We start from the raw sequence: 17,108 nt of genomic DNA on the forward strand, positions 1-17,108 counted from the left end.
GGTATTTCGTTCAAGTATTCTCGCCAGCGGCAGTACCCTGGCTTTTTGCCGCCTGCTCCGCTTCCTGTTTTGCCAGCGTACGAGCCAGGATAGTCGAGTATAGCGGCTTTCCGCCCATAAATTGGGCTAATAGTGTTGCGCCAAGACAGGTAATAATCATTGGCAAAATGAGCTGATAGTTATCGGTCATCTCCAGCACCAGTACAATACCCGTTAGCGGCGCACGCACCGAAGCAGCCAACAAAGCCCCCATTCCGGCAATGGCAAAGGTTCCGGCCTCCAGGTGATACTGCGGAAAAGAGGCTGCCGCAGCCATACCGAACGCCGTACCAAGCAACGTCCCCAACGCCAGCATCGGGGCAAAAATCCCACCGGGCGCGCCGGACGAGAAGCACAGTAGCGTGGTGACGACCCTGGTAATAAATATAAACAACAGCAGACCGACGCTAAAATTGCCTGCCGCGGCAATCGGGATCAGGTTAAAGCCACCGCCTGCCGCTTCCGGTTGAATTAACCCGAGGATCCCGCACAGACCGCCGATCGCGCCGCCCATCAGCACCCATTTTTTAATTTCACCGCCGTGAAAGCGCTGGAACATATCCTGGGTGCGCAACACCATGGTGTTGAACAATGGCCCGACACAGCCAAAAATAAGCCCGAGCACGAGATACAGCCACAGCGTATTCACCGGCGCATTAGACAGTTTCCCGACTTCAATTATCGGGGCTTCACCGTTGAAAACACGAAACACAATGCTCGACATAATAACGCCGGTAAACACGGCTTTGATCGACACGAGGTTATAGCGAAACTGTGGACGCATCTCTTCAATAATGAACAGGATCCCCGCCAGCGGAGCGTTAAACGCCGCCGACAAGCCCGCTGCGGCACCGGTAGCCAGCAGGGTATGCCGCGCTTCGGCGCTGCGCATACGGAAAATATCCAGCACCATGCGTCCAATGTTGCCGCCAATCTGCACGGTCGGCCCTTCTCGCCCGAGCACCATGCCAGCACCCAGCGTGCCCATGCCGCCGATAAATTTCACCGGCAGGACACGCCACCAACGCACAGGTCGCAGCTCTTCCAGCGCACCTTCAATCTCTGGGATCCCCGAACCACCGGCTTCCGGCGCAAATTTACGCACCAGGAAATAGCCGACCATCGCCAGCAACGCCGAGAGAATAAACGCCAGCGGCCACAGCAGAATGTCATGGTCCGCAACCTGAGCCAGCGCGCCAATGCGCTGATTCTGCACCCAGGTCACCGCTTTCTCAAATGCCACGCCAACAAGCCCTGTCACAGTACCCACTACTGCAGCCATCAACAGGATCGCCAACGGCGTTTTGTCTCGTTCCAGGAGACGACGAATTTGATCCCTGCGGCGTAAACGCACAATTTGCTGTGCTTCAAAAGAGGGAGTGTCTGTCTTCATCAGATGATCATTAATTGGTAATACAAATACGGAATCGGCATTCTACTCGCACATTTCGCGAAAATCCCCTGCAAATCGCATTGTTTCAAATGCGTAAAACTTTCATAACCTTCTCTGAATAACTAGAATAGCGGGCATTTACTTTTTCTACGAACCAGGACCCCATCCATGAGTAAGTCTGAAAATCTCTACAGCGCAGCACGCGAACTTATCCCAGGCGGCGTTAACTCCCCCGTTCGCGCCTTTACTGGCGTGGGTGGTACTCCGCTGTTTATCGAAAAAGCGGACGGAGCGTATCTGTACGATGTCGATGGTAAAGCCTATGTCGATTACGTCGGTTCCTGGGGACCGATGGTACTGGGTCACAACCACCCGGCAATCCGTAATGCGGTGATTGAAGCTGCGGAGCGCGGTTTAAGCTTCGGTGCACCGACCGAGATGGAAGTGAAAATGGCGGCGCTGGTCACCGAATTAGTGCCGACCATGGACATGGTGCGCATGGTGAACTCCGGTACGGAAGCGACAATGAGCGCAATCCGTCTGGCGCGCGGTTTCACCGGTCGTGATAAAATCATCAAATTTGAAGGCTGCTACCACGGCCATGCTGACTGCCTGCTGGTCAAAGCCGGTTCCGGCGCGTTAACGCTGGGCCAGCCGAACTCCCCTGGCGTTCCAGCTGATTTCGCGAAACACACCCTGACCTGCACCTATAACGATCTCTCTTCAGTGCGTGCAGCGTTTGAACAGTACCCGCAGGAGATTGCGTGCATCATCGTTGAGCCGGTTGCCGGCAACATGAACTGCATCCCACCGCTGCCAGAATTCCTGCCAGGCCTGCGTGCATTGTGCGATGAGTTTGGCGCGCTGTTGATTATCGATGAAGTGATGACCGGTTTCCGCGTGGCACTGGCCGGTGCGCAGGATTATTACGGCGTTGTTCCGGATCTGACCTGCCTCGGTAAAATCATCGGTGGCGGAATGCCCGTTGGCGCATTCGGCGGTCGCCGCGATGTGATGGACGCACTGGCGCCGACCGGTCCGGTTTACCAGGCGGGGACGCTTTCCGGTAACCCGATCGCGATGGCGGCAGGTTATGCCTGTCTGACCGAAGTCGCCCAACCGGGTATTCATGAAACGCTGAACGAACTGACGACGCGTCTGGCGGAAGGTCTGTTGGAAGCTGCCGAAGAAGCGAATATTCCGCTGGTGGTTAACCATGTGGGCGGGATGTTCGGGATTTTCTTCACCGATGCAGAAACCGTAACCTGCTATCAGGATGTGATGGCATGCGACGTCGAACGCTTCAAGCGCTTCTTCCACATGATGCTGGATGAAGGAATTTATCTGGCGCCGTCTGCTTTCGAAGCGGGCTTTATGTCCGTGGCGCACAGTCAAGACGATATCAATAACACCATCGACGCCGCGCGCCGGGTGTTTGCGAAGTTGTAAAAAAGAGAACGTGCAGAAATGTAGGCCGGGTAAGGCGAAGCCGCCACCCGGCTTTTTTATTGCCGGATGTCGACGCAAAGCGTCTTATCCGGCCTACATGAAAGGGGTCAGCCTCAGCGGCTCTGCTTTCTCAGCAGATAGATAAAGTACGGCGCACCAATAAACGTCGACAATAATCCCGCCGGGATCTGATACGGAAACAGCACCATCCTGCCGCACCAGTCAGCAAAGACCAGCAACACGCCACCCGCCAGCGCCGAAATCAGCATATGCGGCATCGCCCGGCGAAAACCCATCATACGGGCAATATGTGGAGCCATCAGCCCGACAAAGCTCAACGGTCCAATTGTCATGGTGGCTGTCGCCGTCAGCCCTGCCGCCAGCAGCAGTAACCCCACGCGTGATGGCGTGATAGCCATACCGACAGCCCGCGCCGTATCGCAGCCTAGCGGTAAAATTGTTAGCCAACGGCGGCACAGTGGCGTCATCGCCAGCAGAATCACCATCACAATCCCGGTACGCAGTACCTGCTCTCCGCTCGCGTTATAGGTTGAACCGGAAATCCAGGTCAACACGCCCGCCATGCGCGGATCGCCGCTGGCCTGCAGCATCATCAGCAGCATAGTAAAGGCCGTACTGAGCGCCATACCGGCCAACAGCATACGGTGTGGTGAAAAACCACCGCGCCCGGCGGCAATCATAATGATAAGCAGAGTGCCCGCGGCCCCGAGGCTTCCGGCAGGCAGCAGCCAGCCAAAAGCATTTCCGGGGACCAAAAACAGCATGAGCACCACGCCAAATGCCGCACCGGAGCTAATGCCCAGCACTTCCGGGCTGGCCATCGGGTTGCCCGTCAGACGTTGAATAATACAGCCCGCTACCGCCAGCATCACCCCGGCAATCAGGGCCGCCAGAATGCGAGGCCAGCGCCAGGGCATCAGCTCATCCAGCATCGCGCCGCTGGCCCATGTCCAGCCATGTGCGTCGCGGCCAAACGACAGCGCCACCACGAGGGTTAGCAGCAAGATTACGCCACCCGCCAGCGCAAACATCAGCACATTCTGACGCTCAGCGGCGATGCGATTACTGACGTTCATATCCGGGGCGCTCATACTCCTCAAGCGCGGCAACAACCACAGTAGCAACGGTGCGCCAATCAACGCCGTCACTGAACCGGTGGAGACTTCCATCCATACGCGGGTCAGCCACAGAATGATTTGGTCGGAGAGCCAGAGGATCAACGCACCAATCAGCGGGGCCAGTACCAGACGTGCCAGCAAACGACGCGCACCGAGCATTTTCGCCAGCAGCGGTGCAAACAGGCCAATAAAGCCGATAATCCCAACCGCGTTAACCAGTAAGGCGCTGATGACAATGGCCAGCGATAACGCCGCCAGACGTGCCAGCGACAGCGCCAGACCGAGGTTGCGCGCCACGCCGTCATCCAGTCCCATCAGCGTCATTGGGCGTAATAACAACAGAGTCAGCATAACACCGCCCAACAGCTGCGGCCACAGACGCTGTACGCCGCTCCAGTCGGTTTGCGTTAACGTGCCGCTGCTCCATAAAAACATGCTTTGCAGCTGATCGTGATGGAAGATAACCATCAACTGGTTAATCGCCCCGCAGTACAGGCTGACCACCAGCCCGGCAAGGATTAACGTCACCGGAGAAAGACGCTTGCCCCAGGCAACGCCAAACACCAGCGCCCCAACGACACATGCTCCCGCCAGCGCCGCAAATTGCGTGGTCAGCGCACCAGGAATAGCCCACAGCGTGGTAACCGTAATGCCCAACTGCGCACCAGTCGCAACGCCCAGCGTGGTTGGCTCCGCCAGCGGGTTACGCAACACCTGCTGAAACAACACGCCGACCAGACCCAGCCCGGCGCCGACCAGTAGCGAAATCGCCAGCCTCGGCAGCAGGCTATAGTGAAAAACCATCTGCTCAATGATGTCGATATCCGGTGACCAGATAGCCTGTTGCCACTGACTGCGCGGTAGAGCAACGGAGAAGTTAACCCATGTCAGCCAGCAGGCAGCAACAAACAGCACCAACAACAGCAACGCCGGATGGCGGCTTCGCCTTATCCGGCCTACAAAGCGCCCAAACCGTAGGTCGGATAAGGCGTTTTTCGCGCCGCCATCCGGCATTTCAAGTTTCCTGCTCACGCTTTGCCTCCCAACGCATTATCCAGAATACGGGCAAAATGCATGGCCGATAGCGTTGCGCCATAAAACCAAACGGCAGGCACACGTTGAAAACGTCCGCCACGGACAAACGGCATCGCCTGCCATAATGGCGTAGACATCAGCGCAGCCATCTCTTTATCGTTGCCGTGATCAAAGCACAATACATCGACATCCTTATAAGCAGCCAGACGGTCAATACTCACGGCAGTGCTGCCCCAGAAGTTTGTTTCTCCCTGCCAGGCGTTAGGGATCCCATATTCGTCCAGTACGTCCTGGAACAGGCTGTTTGAGCCAAACACCAGCATATGTCGCGAATCAAGCAAGGATGTCAGGAGCACGGGACGCGCGCCGCGTTGCATAAAGCGCGGTTTCAGGCTGGCGATATAACGATCGTACTCAGTCAAATGGCGTTCAGCAGAGGCTTGCAGATTGAACAATTGCGCCATTTCCTGCAGCGACTGTCGCGCAACGGCCAGCGGCTTTTTGCCATCGCTGAAGTTAAATCCCCGGCCAGGTGCAATCCGCGCCAGCTTTTCAGGGGAAGGACCGTAACCTGCCGACCAGAGCAGAAACGAGGGCTTCATTTCGGTCAGCAGTTCGAGATTGGGTTCCGTACGTAGCCCGACATCAATTACCGAGTCCGGCAGAGGAGGCTCACTGACCCACAGCTTGTAGTTAGGGATATCTGCGATGCCATACGGCGTAATACCCAGCGCCAGCAGCAGCTCTACCGGCAGCCATTCCAGCGCGACAATGCGCTGGGGATCAACCGCCGCGGCGTGCGCCGTATTCATCCGCCACAGCAGAGGCGACAGCGCCATCGCCGTAAGCAGCCGCCGACGGGTAATATGATGTAATCCGATCATTAATAGACAAAACTCACGGGTGCGGCACCGGCCGGATGCGGCAAAATGCCCATCGGGATACCGTAAATTTGTTCCAGAGTTTCACTGCGCATCAGTTCAGCAGGCGTTCCTTGAGAAATCATCTCACCGCCGCGCAGCGCAACGAGGTAATCGCAGTAACGGGCCGCCATATTGATATCATGCAGCACCGCAACCACCGTCAGCCCGCGCTGCTGGCTTAAGCGGTGCACCAGCGCCAGCACGTCAACCTGATGGGCGATATCCAGCGCGGAAGTTGGTTCATCAAGCAGCAGACAGCGGCTGTCCTGTGCCACCAGCATGGCAATCCACGCGCGTTGGCGTTCCCCACCGGACAGGCTATCGACCAGACGGTGCGCCAGCAGCTTTAAACCTACCAGCGAAATTGCTTCTTCTACTTTCTCTCTGTCGGCAACGCCAAAACGCCCCAGCGCCCCGTGCCACGGATAACGACCAATCGCCACCAGTTCGCGTACGGTCATCCCTTCTGCCTGAGGCAGCTGTTGCGGCAGATAGGCGACCTTGCGGGCAAACGCTTTACTACTCCAGCTCTCCAGCGGCTGTTCGTCGAGCAGGATTTCACCTTCTGACGGCGGCTGATGACGTCCCAGCATTTTCAATAATGTCGATTTACCGGAACCGTTGTGGCCGATAAGACCAGTCACTTTCCCCACAGGAAAAGTTAATGAGAGAGGATGCAAAAGCGTGCGGCCAGGCACACGAAAGGAGACATTACGCAACGCAAAAGTGGTGTCGGGATGGGATCTGTTTTCCTGCATAGCAGCCAACTTGTAAAACGGGCACGCAAAGCGTGCCCAAAGAGAAATTAGAAACGGAAGGTTGCAGTTGCAACGACCTGACGTTCTGCGCCCCAGAAGCAGCCATAAGTATTGAAGCAGCTGGCGACGTATTCACGGTCAAACAGGTTGTTCACATGCAGCGCCACGTTGGAGCCAGCCATACCTACACGCGCCAGATCGTAACGCACTAACGCATCTACCAGCGTGTAGCTTCCCACTTTGAAGGAGTTTGCCGGATCGCCATAACTGGAACTAGTATAACGAACACCCGTACCCAACGTCAGCCCGGAAAGCGCACCATCATAGAGGGTGTAATCCCCCCACAGTGATGCCATATGTTTTGGCACCTGGGCAGGCGTATTGCCTTTGTAGTTGGTGTCAGTGGTGTATTCCGCATCGGTATAGGTATAAGAACCAACCACGTTAACGCTGGCTGACAGCGCCGCTTTCGCTTCAATTTCTACACCACGTGAGCGAATTTCGCCGCCTTCAACTGACCAGATCGATCCATTCGGGTCGGCCATCAGGTTGTTGGTTTTGGTCAACTGGTAAACGGCACCGGTCAACACGATCGGACGATCGCTCGGTACGTACTTCACGCCCGCTTCGTACTGCTTACCTTTAGATGGCGCAAAGATATTACCGCTTTCCCCAACCTGAGAATTTGGTTCAAACGATTCGCTGTAGCTGAAATACGGGGTTACACCGTTATCGAACAGATAGTTAACACCGCCACGCCAGGTGAACTGTCGGTCATCACGGGAGTCCAGCACACCAGAAACTCGGTTCAGAGAGTCCTGCTTAGCCCAGTCGTAACGACCGCCCAGAGTGACCAGCACCTTATCCCACTGCATCTGATCCTGAGCGTACAGGCCCGTTTGTTCCTGTTTATTCAGAACGCGATAAGCTGCGCCAGGTCCAGGGTGCGAGCCAAAGTCAAAATCGCTACGGTCAAGATTATAGATATCAGACGGCGCTACCGAACCAGCCCAACCAAACCAGGAGTTGATATCGTTACGCATACGCATATAGTCAACGCCGGTCAGCAATGTGTGATCCAGGGAACCGGTGGCGAATGTGCTCTGCAACTGCGTATCAACAGAGAAATTCTGCAATTTTTCATTATCGTCAACGTACTGACGAGTCAGCGTGTGATCCCAATCTGACTGAGGGATGCTGGCGCAAGGGCTGTTAGCCGGATCCTTGGTATACAGCGGATCGGAGCACATGCCGTAGCCGTACACGCTTTTCTGCGACACTTTGTTTTGCGCATAACGCAGGTTCTGACGTACGGTAAAGGTGTCGTTAAATTCGTGGTCGAAGCTATAGCCCACCATCTTCTCGTTACGAGAGTAGGTATTGTTGTCCGCACCTTCGTTGAAATCGGTCGGCAAACGTGAACCATTTGGCAGCTTAGACACGGTCCCCTCTTTCGGCAACCAGCCGTAATAACCGGTTTCCGGCTCGTTCTGGAAGTAGGAGAGGAAGGTGAAATTCGTCTTATCATCCGGACGCCATGTGAAAGATGGCGCGATGGCATAACGCTGTTCTTCTGCGCCCTGCTGCTGCGCATTCGCGGAACGCGCCAGGCCGGTCAGACGGTATGAGTACACACCATCGTCATCCAGCGCATCGCTGAAGTCAAAACCGGTCTGGAACAGGCTGTCAGTGCCCATTTTGAACTGAACTTCTTTCAGCGGCTCCGTTGTCGGGCGCTTGCTGACCATGTTCAACAACCCACCCGGGTTGCTCTTTCCGTACAGAACGGAAACCGGACCGCGCATCACTTCGGCGCGCTCCAGCATATAAGGGTCGATGACCGCATCATTGTAGAAGTTGCCCTGCATCTTCAGGCCATTCAGATAGTTATTCTGACTTTGGCCGTCGGCGGCAAATCCGCGAATAATCAGGTAGTCATAGGTATTGGACGCGCCACGCGTACCCACGGCAACGCCCGGGGTGTAGCTGAGCGCCTCTTTGACCGATTTTGGCTGATGCAACGCCATCTCTTCGGCGGTGACCACTGAAATAGACTGAGGAACTTTTTGAATCGGAGTGTCGGTTTTGGTCGCCGTAGCAGACTGTCGTGCAGCGATGGTTGCCGCAGGCCCCCATGCGCTTTCCTGCGGAGCAGGTGCAGCAGTTACGGTGATGGTTTCTTCTTTCGGGTCAACCGCCGCCTGTGCATAGACAGACATGCCGCTAACCGCTGTGGCTACCACTACTGCGATTTTACGCAGTGATGAACTTGGCTGAGCAGTTTTAAGACGCGCCATTGGTATTTCTCTGATTAAAGTGAATGATAACGTAAACGAGAATTATTATTATAACGGCAGCATAATATTCGAAACTCTGGCGAGATAGCAAGCAATACGCGTCCCTACTAAAACTGAGGGGTTAAGAAATAACCAGATGAAAAGAAAGGGTTAATAAATTAGGCTGGAATGTTTAAAAGAAAAGCCTGCAAATACACAGGCTATTTTTGGCTAGCGGTAAAAAACGCTAAATGTCGCAACAGAGTCAACCTTTCCCGCTTTTACAGTGCCTGTTTGTACATATCTCGCTTTCAAAGGGATAGTGACAGACTGCCTATCGGTTGTTTGCGCTACCGCGTTGTAATCTTGATCAAATTTCAGCACATTATTGTTGCTGTCGAGGATTTGTAATCCGACCCCTTCGGCCGCGTCATTACCACTGGCGATCTCCAGGATGTCGCTATTGCCACTCACGCCAGTTGAACCGGCAGTGGTGAATTTATAATCAAGTTTGATGCCAGCAACACACTGTTCCAGCTGAATCTTGAAACTATCATCAGATACAACATCGGAATAACCGTCCACAATATCGCTAGTCATGATTCTCTTAAGCGGCACTGTGATATTTTTTTCAACTAAATTGCAGGTGTTAGCAGTAACGTTAATAACTATTGGCGCAAAGCGAATTTGAGCAATAACCTGCGAATCATAAATCCAGTCCGCATTGAGCATGTTGACGTCAATAACTCCTGACTGCACAACACCAGTGACGACAAATTCAGCTCTCGCACGTGATTGAATACTATAGTCACTTAAGTGGGTTGTTTTTGACGTCCCTAGATGCATAGGGGTAACCACCGAACCTTCTGTTAGGGCGGAAGCGTTATCTTTAACCCAGGCGACCCGAAAACCTATTCCCGGAACATTTGTTTGATAAACGCGGCTAAGGGGATTATCCGTGCGGGCATCGCTACTCGTGAATACGGTATAGCCTGTATAGATATCGCCATTATCTGTACAGTCCACGACTTTAATAAGATCGCCAGTCACTTCCTGGGTTGCAATGATCGTACCTGGAGCGGCGTCCGCATTTACCGTAAACGACGGCATATTGAACGTAGAGGTTGACGGCGACGCATCATTATCTATTTTGCAGGATGCCTGAACTGATTGCTGTGCGAACAATAGACCGCAACATAGAATCAATCTAAAAATCATATAATTATTCATATTCCCACAGTCCATTTTATGTTTTCCCTTTACACTATCGACACTCAACCGCAGCCTGATAAATAGAGGACTCGATATCATCTGGGATCTGCGCATTTCCTTCACAGCGCTGTTCTGGAGCACTACCCCACTGTACTTTAAACGGTACATTACCTTTCAAACCGGTCAGATAAACTTCGCCACCATCTCCGACTATTGAGGAGCCCCCCTCAATTGACAGTACCGCGCCGAAAGGCACAAAACTCGATCCATGGTGAAGTGTTAATAAGGCGCGAATACCCTGGCGGGCAGAGAAATTAGCTGCGACAACTGCCCCTTTCGTAGGTACGACATCTTTGGCCGGTTTTTCGATATCCAGATCGTCGCGTTCCCCGCTGTTCACCGTGACGGTATTACGACGATAATTAGTTAGATATGGTACGACCGCATTTCCCCAGTAGTCAGTGTAAATACCTTGCATATTCTGGACTTTAACATCTGCTCCCTCGTCAATATGGACAATAGCAAAAGCATCCTGGACAGATTGCCCCAGCGTAATACCATAAGGATGTGCGACGACGGATCCTTGCGCGCTGTAGTTCCACTGTTTGCTATCTTTGGCATAGCTATAGTTCGCCCCAATTTCACCGTATGAGCCACGATAACGCCCCGTCATGCTCGCACCATATCCAGTATCGTGATCGGTATAGCTTTGCTGCAGGTTATAACTTAAGTTGTTATCTTCCAGCGCAGTCCCGCCAATCCCAACCTGATGCACGGTATTGCCATTTTTAGCGCTGTTTAGGTTGTAGGTCGCCCAACTGTTTGACAGCCAACGTGACAAAGGAATATTGACGGAAAATGCAACCTGCTGGTCATTATCGCTGTTTGGTGTTTTTGTCAGGCTATAGTTCACAGACCAGGTGATGTCCTGCCAACTGGAGCTGAATCCCATACTGGCACTGCGCTCATGCCCACTCATATCCCAGTAATCTTGTTGATAACCATTGATATACACAGACCCGACAGATCCCAATGATTGCGACATACTCAACTGTAAACGGCTACGACGATTGTTCGTTTTACGGTAATTGTAAATTCCATCATCTTCGCCCCTATCGCGCTGATCGAGAGCTTCCTGGAAGGTATAAAAACCAGAAGTGGAATAACGGTAACTGGCCAGCGTCACCGTGGTATCTGTTGCAGAAAAGTCTTTGGAATATTGTGCACGCCAGGATAAACCGTTGGCATTACCACGCCCATCGTCAAACTGGGTTCTGGCCGCAGTAACATCTACAGACACAGAACCAAGCTCACCGAGATCGGCCCCCGCCCCGACCAGACCGGCACGGTAAATTGATGCTTCGAGCACTCCGCCATACAGCGTAATGCCATGAGGCATGCCGTAGATTACCGTCGCCTGACCAAACCCAGGTTCCTCGCCGTTATCGCTATCGCGGTATTTTCCTCCAGCAAGGCTATATTTCAGCGCACCTTCACGCTGTAAGATGGGTACCGAAGCGCTTGCCTGAATAAACGAATGCTCGCTTCCATCAGCCTCTTTAACGGTAACTTGTAGATCTGACCCTGCTGTTACCTGACTGAGATCTCTGATTTCAAAGGGGCCGCTGGAGACATAAGTCTGATATATCGTGTAGCCATTTTGCTTAATCGTTACTTTTGCATCGCTATTAGCAATTCCGCGCACAACAGGCGCAAACCCTTGTAAGCTATTGGGTAACATGCTGGTATCGGTTTCCAGCTTCACCCCTGTCATCTGTACGCTGTCAAACAGTTCGCCGTTGGTATATGTCTGGCCAATTTCAAGCTGGCTTTGCAGAAATTTAATATCCCGCTCCAGCGTGGTGCTGATCGCATCCCAGCCATCCGAATTGCTGTAGGTACTTGAATTACGAAGCCGCCAGGCGCCAAGATTTAGACCGGAATTAAGGCTTGCCCAGTTCGAGTTATCGTTCTCGCCATTTACTTGCTGGCGGTTGCCGCTAATGTAATAGCTGCTCCATGCCGCAGGAATGCCATCGTCCCAGTCTTTAATAGGGATAGCGCCAGCGACTTGCTGGTCGCGATAAATTTGCGGGATCCGCATGAAAAGAGTTTGGCTATCGAGTTGAAAATCAAACTTTGCTCCCGATATGTACTGGGCGATGTCGCCAACTGGAGCCGTATCAGCCAATGATTTCAAGCCGGGAAGGCTATCGACCTTCACCCCCAGCTCTCTGAGATCCCCTTTGCTGAACTGCGGGAGTAATTGCGTCTTATCCTGTGATAGTACGTAAGTAATATTTCGCTTATCAATGCGATCATAATCCCACATCACTTCAGTCAAATAAGTCCCTGGCTGTAACCCATTATTTTGCAAAAAGGTTTCCAGTGTTGACGTATTCTCTAACGGTGTACCGAGTTCCAGAATATGCAAATTGAATTCATCTTCAGCACTCGCTGGGTGCAAAAATGAGCATAATGCCAGCGTAATGCTGTTGAGCAAAAAGAGTCGGCAAGATCGCAAAGGATAAGGCTGCATATAATAAAGTCCCTTTAATTTTTACCCATACGCGTCATTGCGTTTATAGTTGTTGGCGCTTTTTCACCGTTGCAGCACCATAGTCATTCACTGCAGCCCATGACACATCACCTACTGCAGCTGCAGGTATTGAAAATATCTGTTCCCCAAAGGGAGGAACCGTCATTGACAATGACTCAGGTACAGAACTGTCTGCGAGAGGTTTTACCTGCTTTCCGCCAACAGAGAGTTCTAATAACGAAATATGAAATGGCGTTGGATTTTTTGCGGTTAATTGAGAACCCTGACGGCTAAACCGTAATTTTTCCCACGCACCGGCAGCGGCCGATTCTTTAAGACCCACTGGCCGCCAAAAAAGTTTCAGCTGTGTTTTCATCGCAAACTGCAGCGTATTTTTATCTTTTAATTCATCAGGCATAGCCGAAACAGATTTAAAGTTGGCAACAAACATCGATTCACGGTCTTGTGGTAGCGATCCTTTATCGCCAATAAAGACGATATGCAGCAGAGCCTGGCCATTAGCGTCCATTTTATAAATCGGCGGAGTGATAATAAAAGGCGCTTTTGTGTTATCTGTCTTTGTTACCCAGCTTTGTATCAGATATTTATTGGCATCTTCTTTATTCTTAATAGATATCTGTACTTCTTTTTTATTCTCCGGGTAAATGATTCTAGTTCCCCCCAGGACAATGCTGGCCTGTGCATTTATGGCAATAAGCCCAATGATGGCAAAACAAATTCGCGCATATAATTTCACCCGCAATACTCCCTGGTCAGGCAGCCCTGAAGGGCTGCCTGTCATACTTAACGATAGAATACGGTAAAATTCGCGGAGGCGTGATATTTACCTGCAGTCGGTTTTTCATCACCAATCTGAATCACTTTCGCGGTATAGTTGAAAATAGAAGGCGTTGCTTCATCGCCAGTATTCGCCACATCCGTGGTTGATACCGGAACGGAGTCATCAAACACAACGTCAGTGTTACCACCATTATTATTGGTAACGGTAATACCCACATTTGTTGCAGCACTCGCATCACTAAGGTCGTTCTTCAGGCGTAATTTCTCGCCGTCAGTAGTGTCACCACTGAACCTCAGGTTTAAACTTGCTATAGCAGGGTCACATTTAGCCAGAGAAATCTGGAAATCTTTTGTCGGGCCAATTGCCCCATCAGAACCAAAATTATCCGGGTAAGCATCAGCAAAAGTAACCACGGTATTTGCTCCTGCGCCATCGACATCAATAACGCAAGTGTCGGCAACAATACGGCCAGAAAACTCTACCTTACCCGTATCTTCTGCAAATGCAGAAGTATTTACAGCGGCAATCAGGCTTCCGGCCATCAGCACAGTAAGAAGCTTTTTATTCATTAGAATCCCTTAATCAGAACGATTGAATGACAAAGTCCCATTGCCAATAATAAATTACTGGCGAGAAATATTGAGGGTGAGCACGGAGAGAAAAGAATAAAGATATGCAAAAAACATGATCTTCTGAAATCCCTTCATCAAATCAATACAATGAATCGTGTATAGTGTTCACTCGCGGATTAAATCAAACCACCGGAGAGACTGTCTATAGCCTGCGATTTTTCACACACCATAAAAGAAGTTAACTATTTAATTTCCAATGTCTTTTGCAAACATTTGTTTTACTTAATTTGTTCTTAATTAAAATTAAATCAATACAATTGCATCATGAAAAAATAAAAATCATTTTACCCAGAAATAAAAACACCCGCTAATAGCGGGTGTTTAGGTCTAATTTATTACTGAATTAATTACTACCAAACATCTCTTTAATCCAACCGGCTACGCCATCGCCGTCCTTCTTCTCTTGCTGCGGCGGTTGCTGCTGTTGAGGCTGCTGTTGCTGCGGCTGCTGAGAAGATTGATCGAACGGATTACCCGACTGCTGCAGCATCTCACCTTGCTGACACAGTGAATCCGGATCGGTGGTCCATACAGGAAGCGTGCGCATCCCGCCGCTACAAACGAAGTTACCGTCGTAGTCTACGCCCATATCCACCACATCCTCCGGCGGCGTCAACACCAGCGGTGTTGGCGTCTGGTTGGCCAGATAACGCTGATAAATCGACATCGCGCCGCTGGCACCGTACAGCTTGGTTGGCTGGTTATTATCGCGGCCCACCCAGGTAATGGTCACCTGGCTGCCGTCGATCCCGGCAAACCAGGTATCCACGTTGTTGTTGGTGGTCCCGGTTTTCCCTGCCAGATGCAGACCCGGATACTTCGCGCCAAGCTGGCGACCTGTACCACGCTGAACCACCTGCTGCATAGTCCACAGCGTCATATACGCTGCTTGCGCCGGAACGGCACGCTCGGCCTGTGGGAAACTCTGGTACAGTACGGTTCCATCTTCGGCAATCACCGAACGCAGCGCCGACAGCGGCGCGCGGTTCCCGCCGCTGGCGATAGTCTGGAATGCCTGCGCCACTTCAATTGGCGTCAGGTTCAACGCCCCCAGCAGCATGGCCGGAACCGGGTTAAGCTGATCTTTCGGCGCCCCCAGCTTCAACCAGGTATCGGTTACAGCAGGCAGGCCCAGCGCCATCCCCAGATTTACCGTTGGCACGTTCATTGAACGCGTTAACGCATCCACCAGCATCACTCTACCGCTTTCGCTATAGCGACGGTCATCGTTCTGCGGTGACCACACCTGGCCGTTCGGCTGACGCAGTGCAATCGGCGCGTCGGCAATCCAGGTATTCAGGCGGTACAACTTCGGCTGGCTGAGCGCGGTCAGATAGGTCGCAGGCTTGGCCAGAGAACCAATCGAACGACGCGCCTGCATCGCACGGTTATAGCCCGCAAACTGCGGTTCTGCTCCGCCGACCATGGCGCGAACTTCGCCGCTAAAGCGGTCAACAACCACAATCGCGGTTTCCAGATCGCTCAGCTTACGCTGTTTCTTCAGTACCGGAATGCCTTCCACCGCCGCTTTTTCTGCGGCGTCCTGCGCCACGGAATCAAAGGTGGTGAAAATCTTCACGCCGGAGAGATCTTTAACTTTATCGCCCAGCTTCGCCTGGAGCTCCTGACGCACCATCTGCATAAAGGCAGGCTGCGGGGAGATCACCCCACCACGCGGCTGTACGCCTAACGGACGCGCACTCAGCATGTCATACAGATCCTGGTCGATAATCTGCTGCTGTTGCAGCAAACGCAGAACCAGGTTACGACGCTCCAGCGCCAGTTTCGGGTTACGCCACGGGTTGTAGATCGACGCCCCTTTAACCATCCCCACCAGCAGCGCCTGCTGGTCGAGGCTCAGCTCTTCTACCGGACGACCGAAATAATAGAGGCTCGCCAGCGGGAAGCCGCGAATCTCGTTATCACCGCTTTGGCCGAGATAGACTTCGTTCATGTACAGCTCAAGAATGCGGTCTTTGCTGTAACGCGCATCCATGATCAGCGCCATATAGGCTTCGTTGGCCTTACGCCAGTAGGAACGTTCGCTGGACAGGAACAGGTTTTTCACCAGCTGCTGAGTCAGCGTACTGGCCCCCTGTACCGTACGACCCGCCGTCAGGTTCGCCAGCACCGCACGGCCAATGGAATAAAGGCTGATACCGTCATGCTCATAGAAGTGACGGTCTTCGGTCGCCAGCAGTGTGTCCACCAGCAGATCCGGGAAGCCGCTACGCGGAACAAACAGGCGCTGCTCACCGTTAGGTGAAGAGAGCATGGTGATCAGACGCGGATCGAGACGGAAGAAACCGAACTGGCGGTTGTTATCCATATTCTCGATGGTGTCCAGATGATCGCCGTCAAAGGTCAGACGCGCACGCACCTGCCCTTCTTTACTGTCCGGGAAGTCAAACGGACGACGAATCATCTCGATGCTCTTCGCCTGTACGGTAAATTCGCCCGGACGCGTCATCTTCGTCACCTGACGATACTGCGTGGCCTCCAGCAGCTTCACCATCTCGTTTTTGCCGATAGGCATTTCTGGCTCAAGGTTAACCATACGGCCATAAACTGCCGCAGGAAGCTGCCAGACTTTGCCATCAATACGGCTACGGATTTTTTGGTCCAGATAAACGCCGTAAATGGCGATCAGTACCAAAAAGACAATCGACAGTTTTACCAGCAGCCAGAACCAGCCGCGCTTACCACGAGGCTTACGCCCTTTGCCTTTACCCTTACGCGGCATCGGTTCTTCATCCTCATAGTCATCATCATCATAATCGTCGTCATACTCATCATCTCTGAGTTGACGACGGCTCACCTTTTGTTTCACCGGACGCGAGGGTTTTCCTTTACGTCCAATTGGCTCGCGGTCATTCCCCGCCATGCTTTTTCTCCGCAACATTCAGGCGCA

The 17,108-nt window shown here is 52.5% G+C and carries 11 protein-coding genes; 1 reads left to right on the forward strand and 10 read right to left on the reverse strand.

What is annotated here, in order from left to right; all coding sequences use genetic code 11:
• Positions 1 to 10: 10 nt before the first annotated feature.
• Entirely contained in the window at positions 11 to 1,432 is a 1,422-nt protein-coding gene (gene clcA / locus ACHHZ7_RS06275; protein ID WP_060682725.1) for a H(+)/Cl(-) exchange transporter ClcA, read from the reverse strand.
• A gap of 168 nt (positions 1,433 to 1,600) precedes the next feature.
• Between clcA and hemL the strand changes: the two genes are divergently transcribed.
• A complete protein-coding gene (hemL, locus tag ACHHZ7_RS06280; protein ID WP_060682726.1) occupies positions 1,601 to 2,881 on the forward strand; it encodes a glutamate-1-semialdehyde 2,1-aminomutase in 1,281 nt (426 codons plus the stop codon).
• Positions 2,882 to 2,994: 113 nt separating this feature from the next.
• On the opposite strand, the gene fhuB is transcribed toward hemL, so the two are convergent.
• From fhuB to mrcB, 9 genes are all read right to left on the reverse strand, one after another.
• Positions 2,995 to 5,034 (reverse strand): Fe(3+)-hydroxamate ABC transporter permease FhuB, encoded by a 2,040-nt coding sequence (fhuB, locus tag ACHHZ7_RS06285; RefSeq protein WP_123969806.1) that lies wholly within the window; start codon positions 5,032 to 5,034, stop codon positions 2,995 to 2,997.
• Between the two features lie 14 nt (positions 5,035 to 5,048).
• Positions 5,049 to 5,939, reverse strand: coding sequence for a Fe(3+)-hydroxamate ABC transporter substrate-binding protein FhuD (gene fhuD / locus ACHHZ7_RS06290; RefSeq protein WP_060682728.1), 891 nt, complete (start codon positions 5,937 to 5,939; stop codon positions 5,049 to 5,051).
• Positions 5,939 to 6,736, reverse strand: a complete 798-nt coding sequence (fhuC, locus tag ACHHZ7_RS06295) for a Fe3+-hydroxamate ABC transporter ATP-binding protein FhuC (RefSeq protein ID WP_060682729.1) — start codon at positions 6,734 to 6,736, stop codon at positions 5,939 to 5,941. The genes fhuD and fhuC overlap by 1 nt, the downstream gene beginning before the upstream one ends.
• Positions 6,737 to 6,783: 47 nt before the next feature.
• Positions 6,784 to 9,033: a ferrichrome porin FhuA gene (gene fhuA, locus ACHHZ7_RS06300; protein WP_048227070.1), complete on the reverse strand. Its 2,250-nt coding sequence runs from the start codon at positions 9,031 to 9,033 to the stop codon at positions 6,784 to 6,786.
• Between the two features lie 210 nt (positions 9,034 to 9,243).
• Complete coding sequence (locus ACHHZ7_RS06305; protein WP_225623032.1) at positions 9,244 to 10,242, reverse strand: fimbrial protein; 999 nt, start codon at positions 10,240 to 10,242, stop codon at positions 9,244 to 9,246.
• A gap of 34 nt (positions 10,243 to 10,276) precedes the next feature.
• Positions 10,277 to 12,763, reverse strand: a complete 2,487-nt coding sequence (locus ACHHZ7_RS06310) for a fimbria/pilus outer membrane usher protein (protein WP_060682731.1) — start codon at positions 12,761 to 12,763, stop codon at positions 10,277 to 10,279.
• Between the two features lie 43 nt (positions 12,764 to 12,806).
• Complete coding sequence (locus ACHHZ7_RS06315) at positions 12,807 to 13,520, reverse strand: molecular chaperone (RefSeq protein WP_060682732.1); 714 nt, start codon at positions 13,518 to 13,520, stop codon at positions 12,807 to 12,809.
• 47 nt (positions 13,521 to 13,567) lie between these two features.
• On the reverse strand, positions 13,568 to 14,134 hold the full coding sequence (locus ACHHZ7_RS06320) for a fimbrial protein (RefSeq protein WP_060682733.1): 567 nt from the start codon (positions 14,132 to 14,134) through the stop codon (positions 13,568 to 13,570).
• A gap of 406 nt (positions 14,135 to 14,540) precedes the next feature.
• Complete coding sequence (gene mrcB, locus ACHHZ7_RS06325; protein WP_060682734.1) at positions 14,541 to 17,081, reverse strand: bifunctional glycosyl transferase/transpeptidase; 2,541 nt, start codon at positions 17,079 to 17,081, stop codon at positions 14,541 to 14,543.
• Positions 17,082 to 17,108: the final 27 nt, after the last annotated feature.

Source organism: Citrobacter freundii complex sp. 2024EL-00216, from assembly GCF_043945515.1.
Lineage (GTDB): Bacteria > Pseudomonadota > Gammaproteobacteria > Enterobacterales > Enterobacteriaceae > Citrobacter > Citrobacter portucalensis.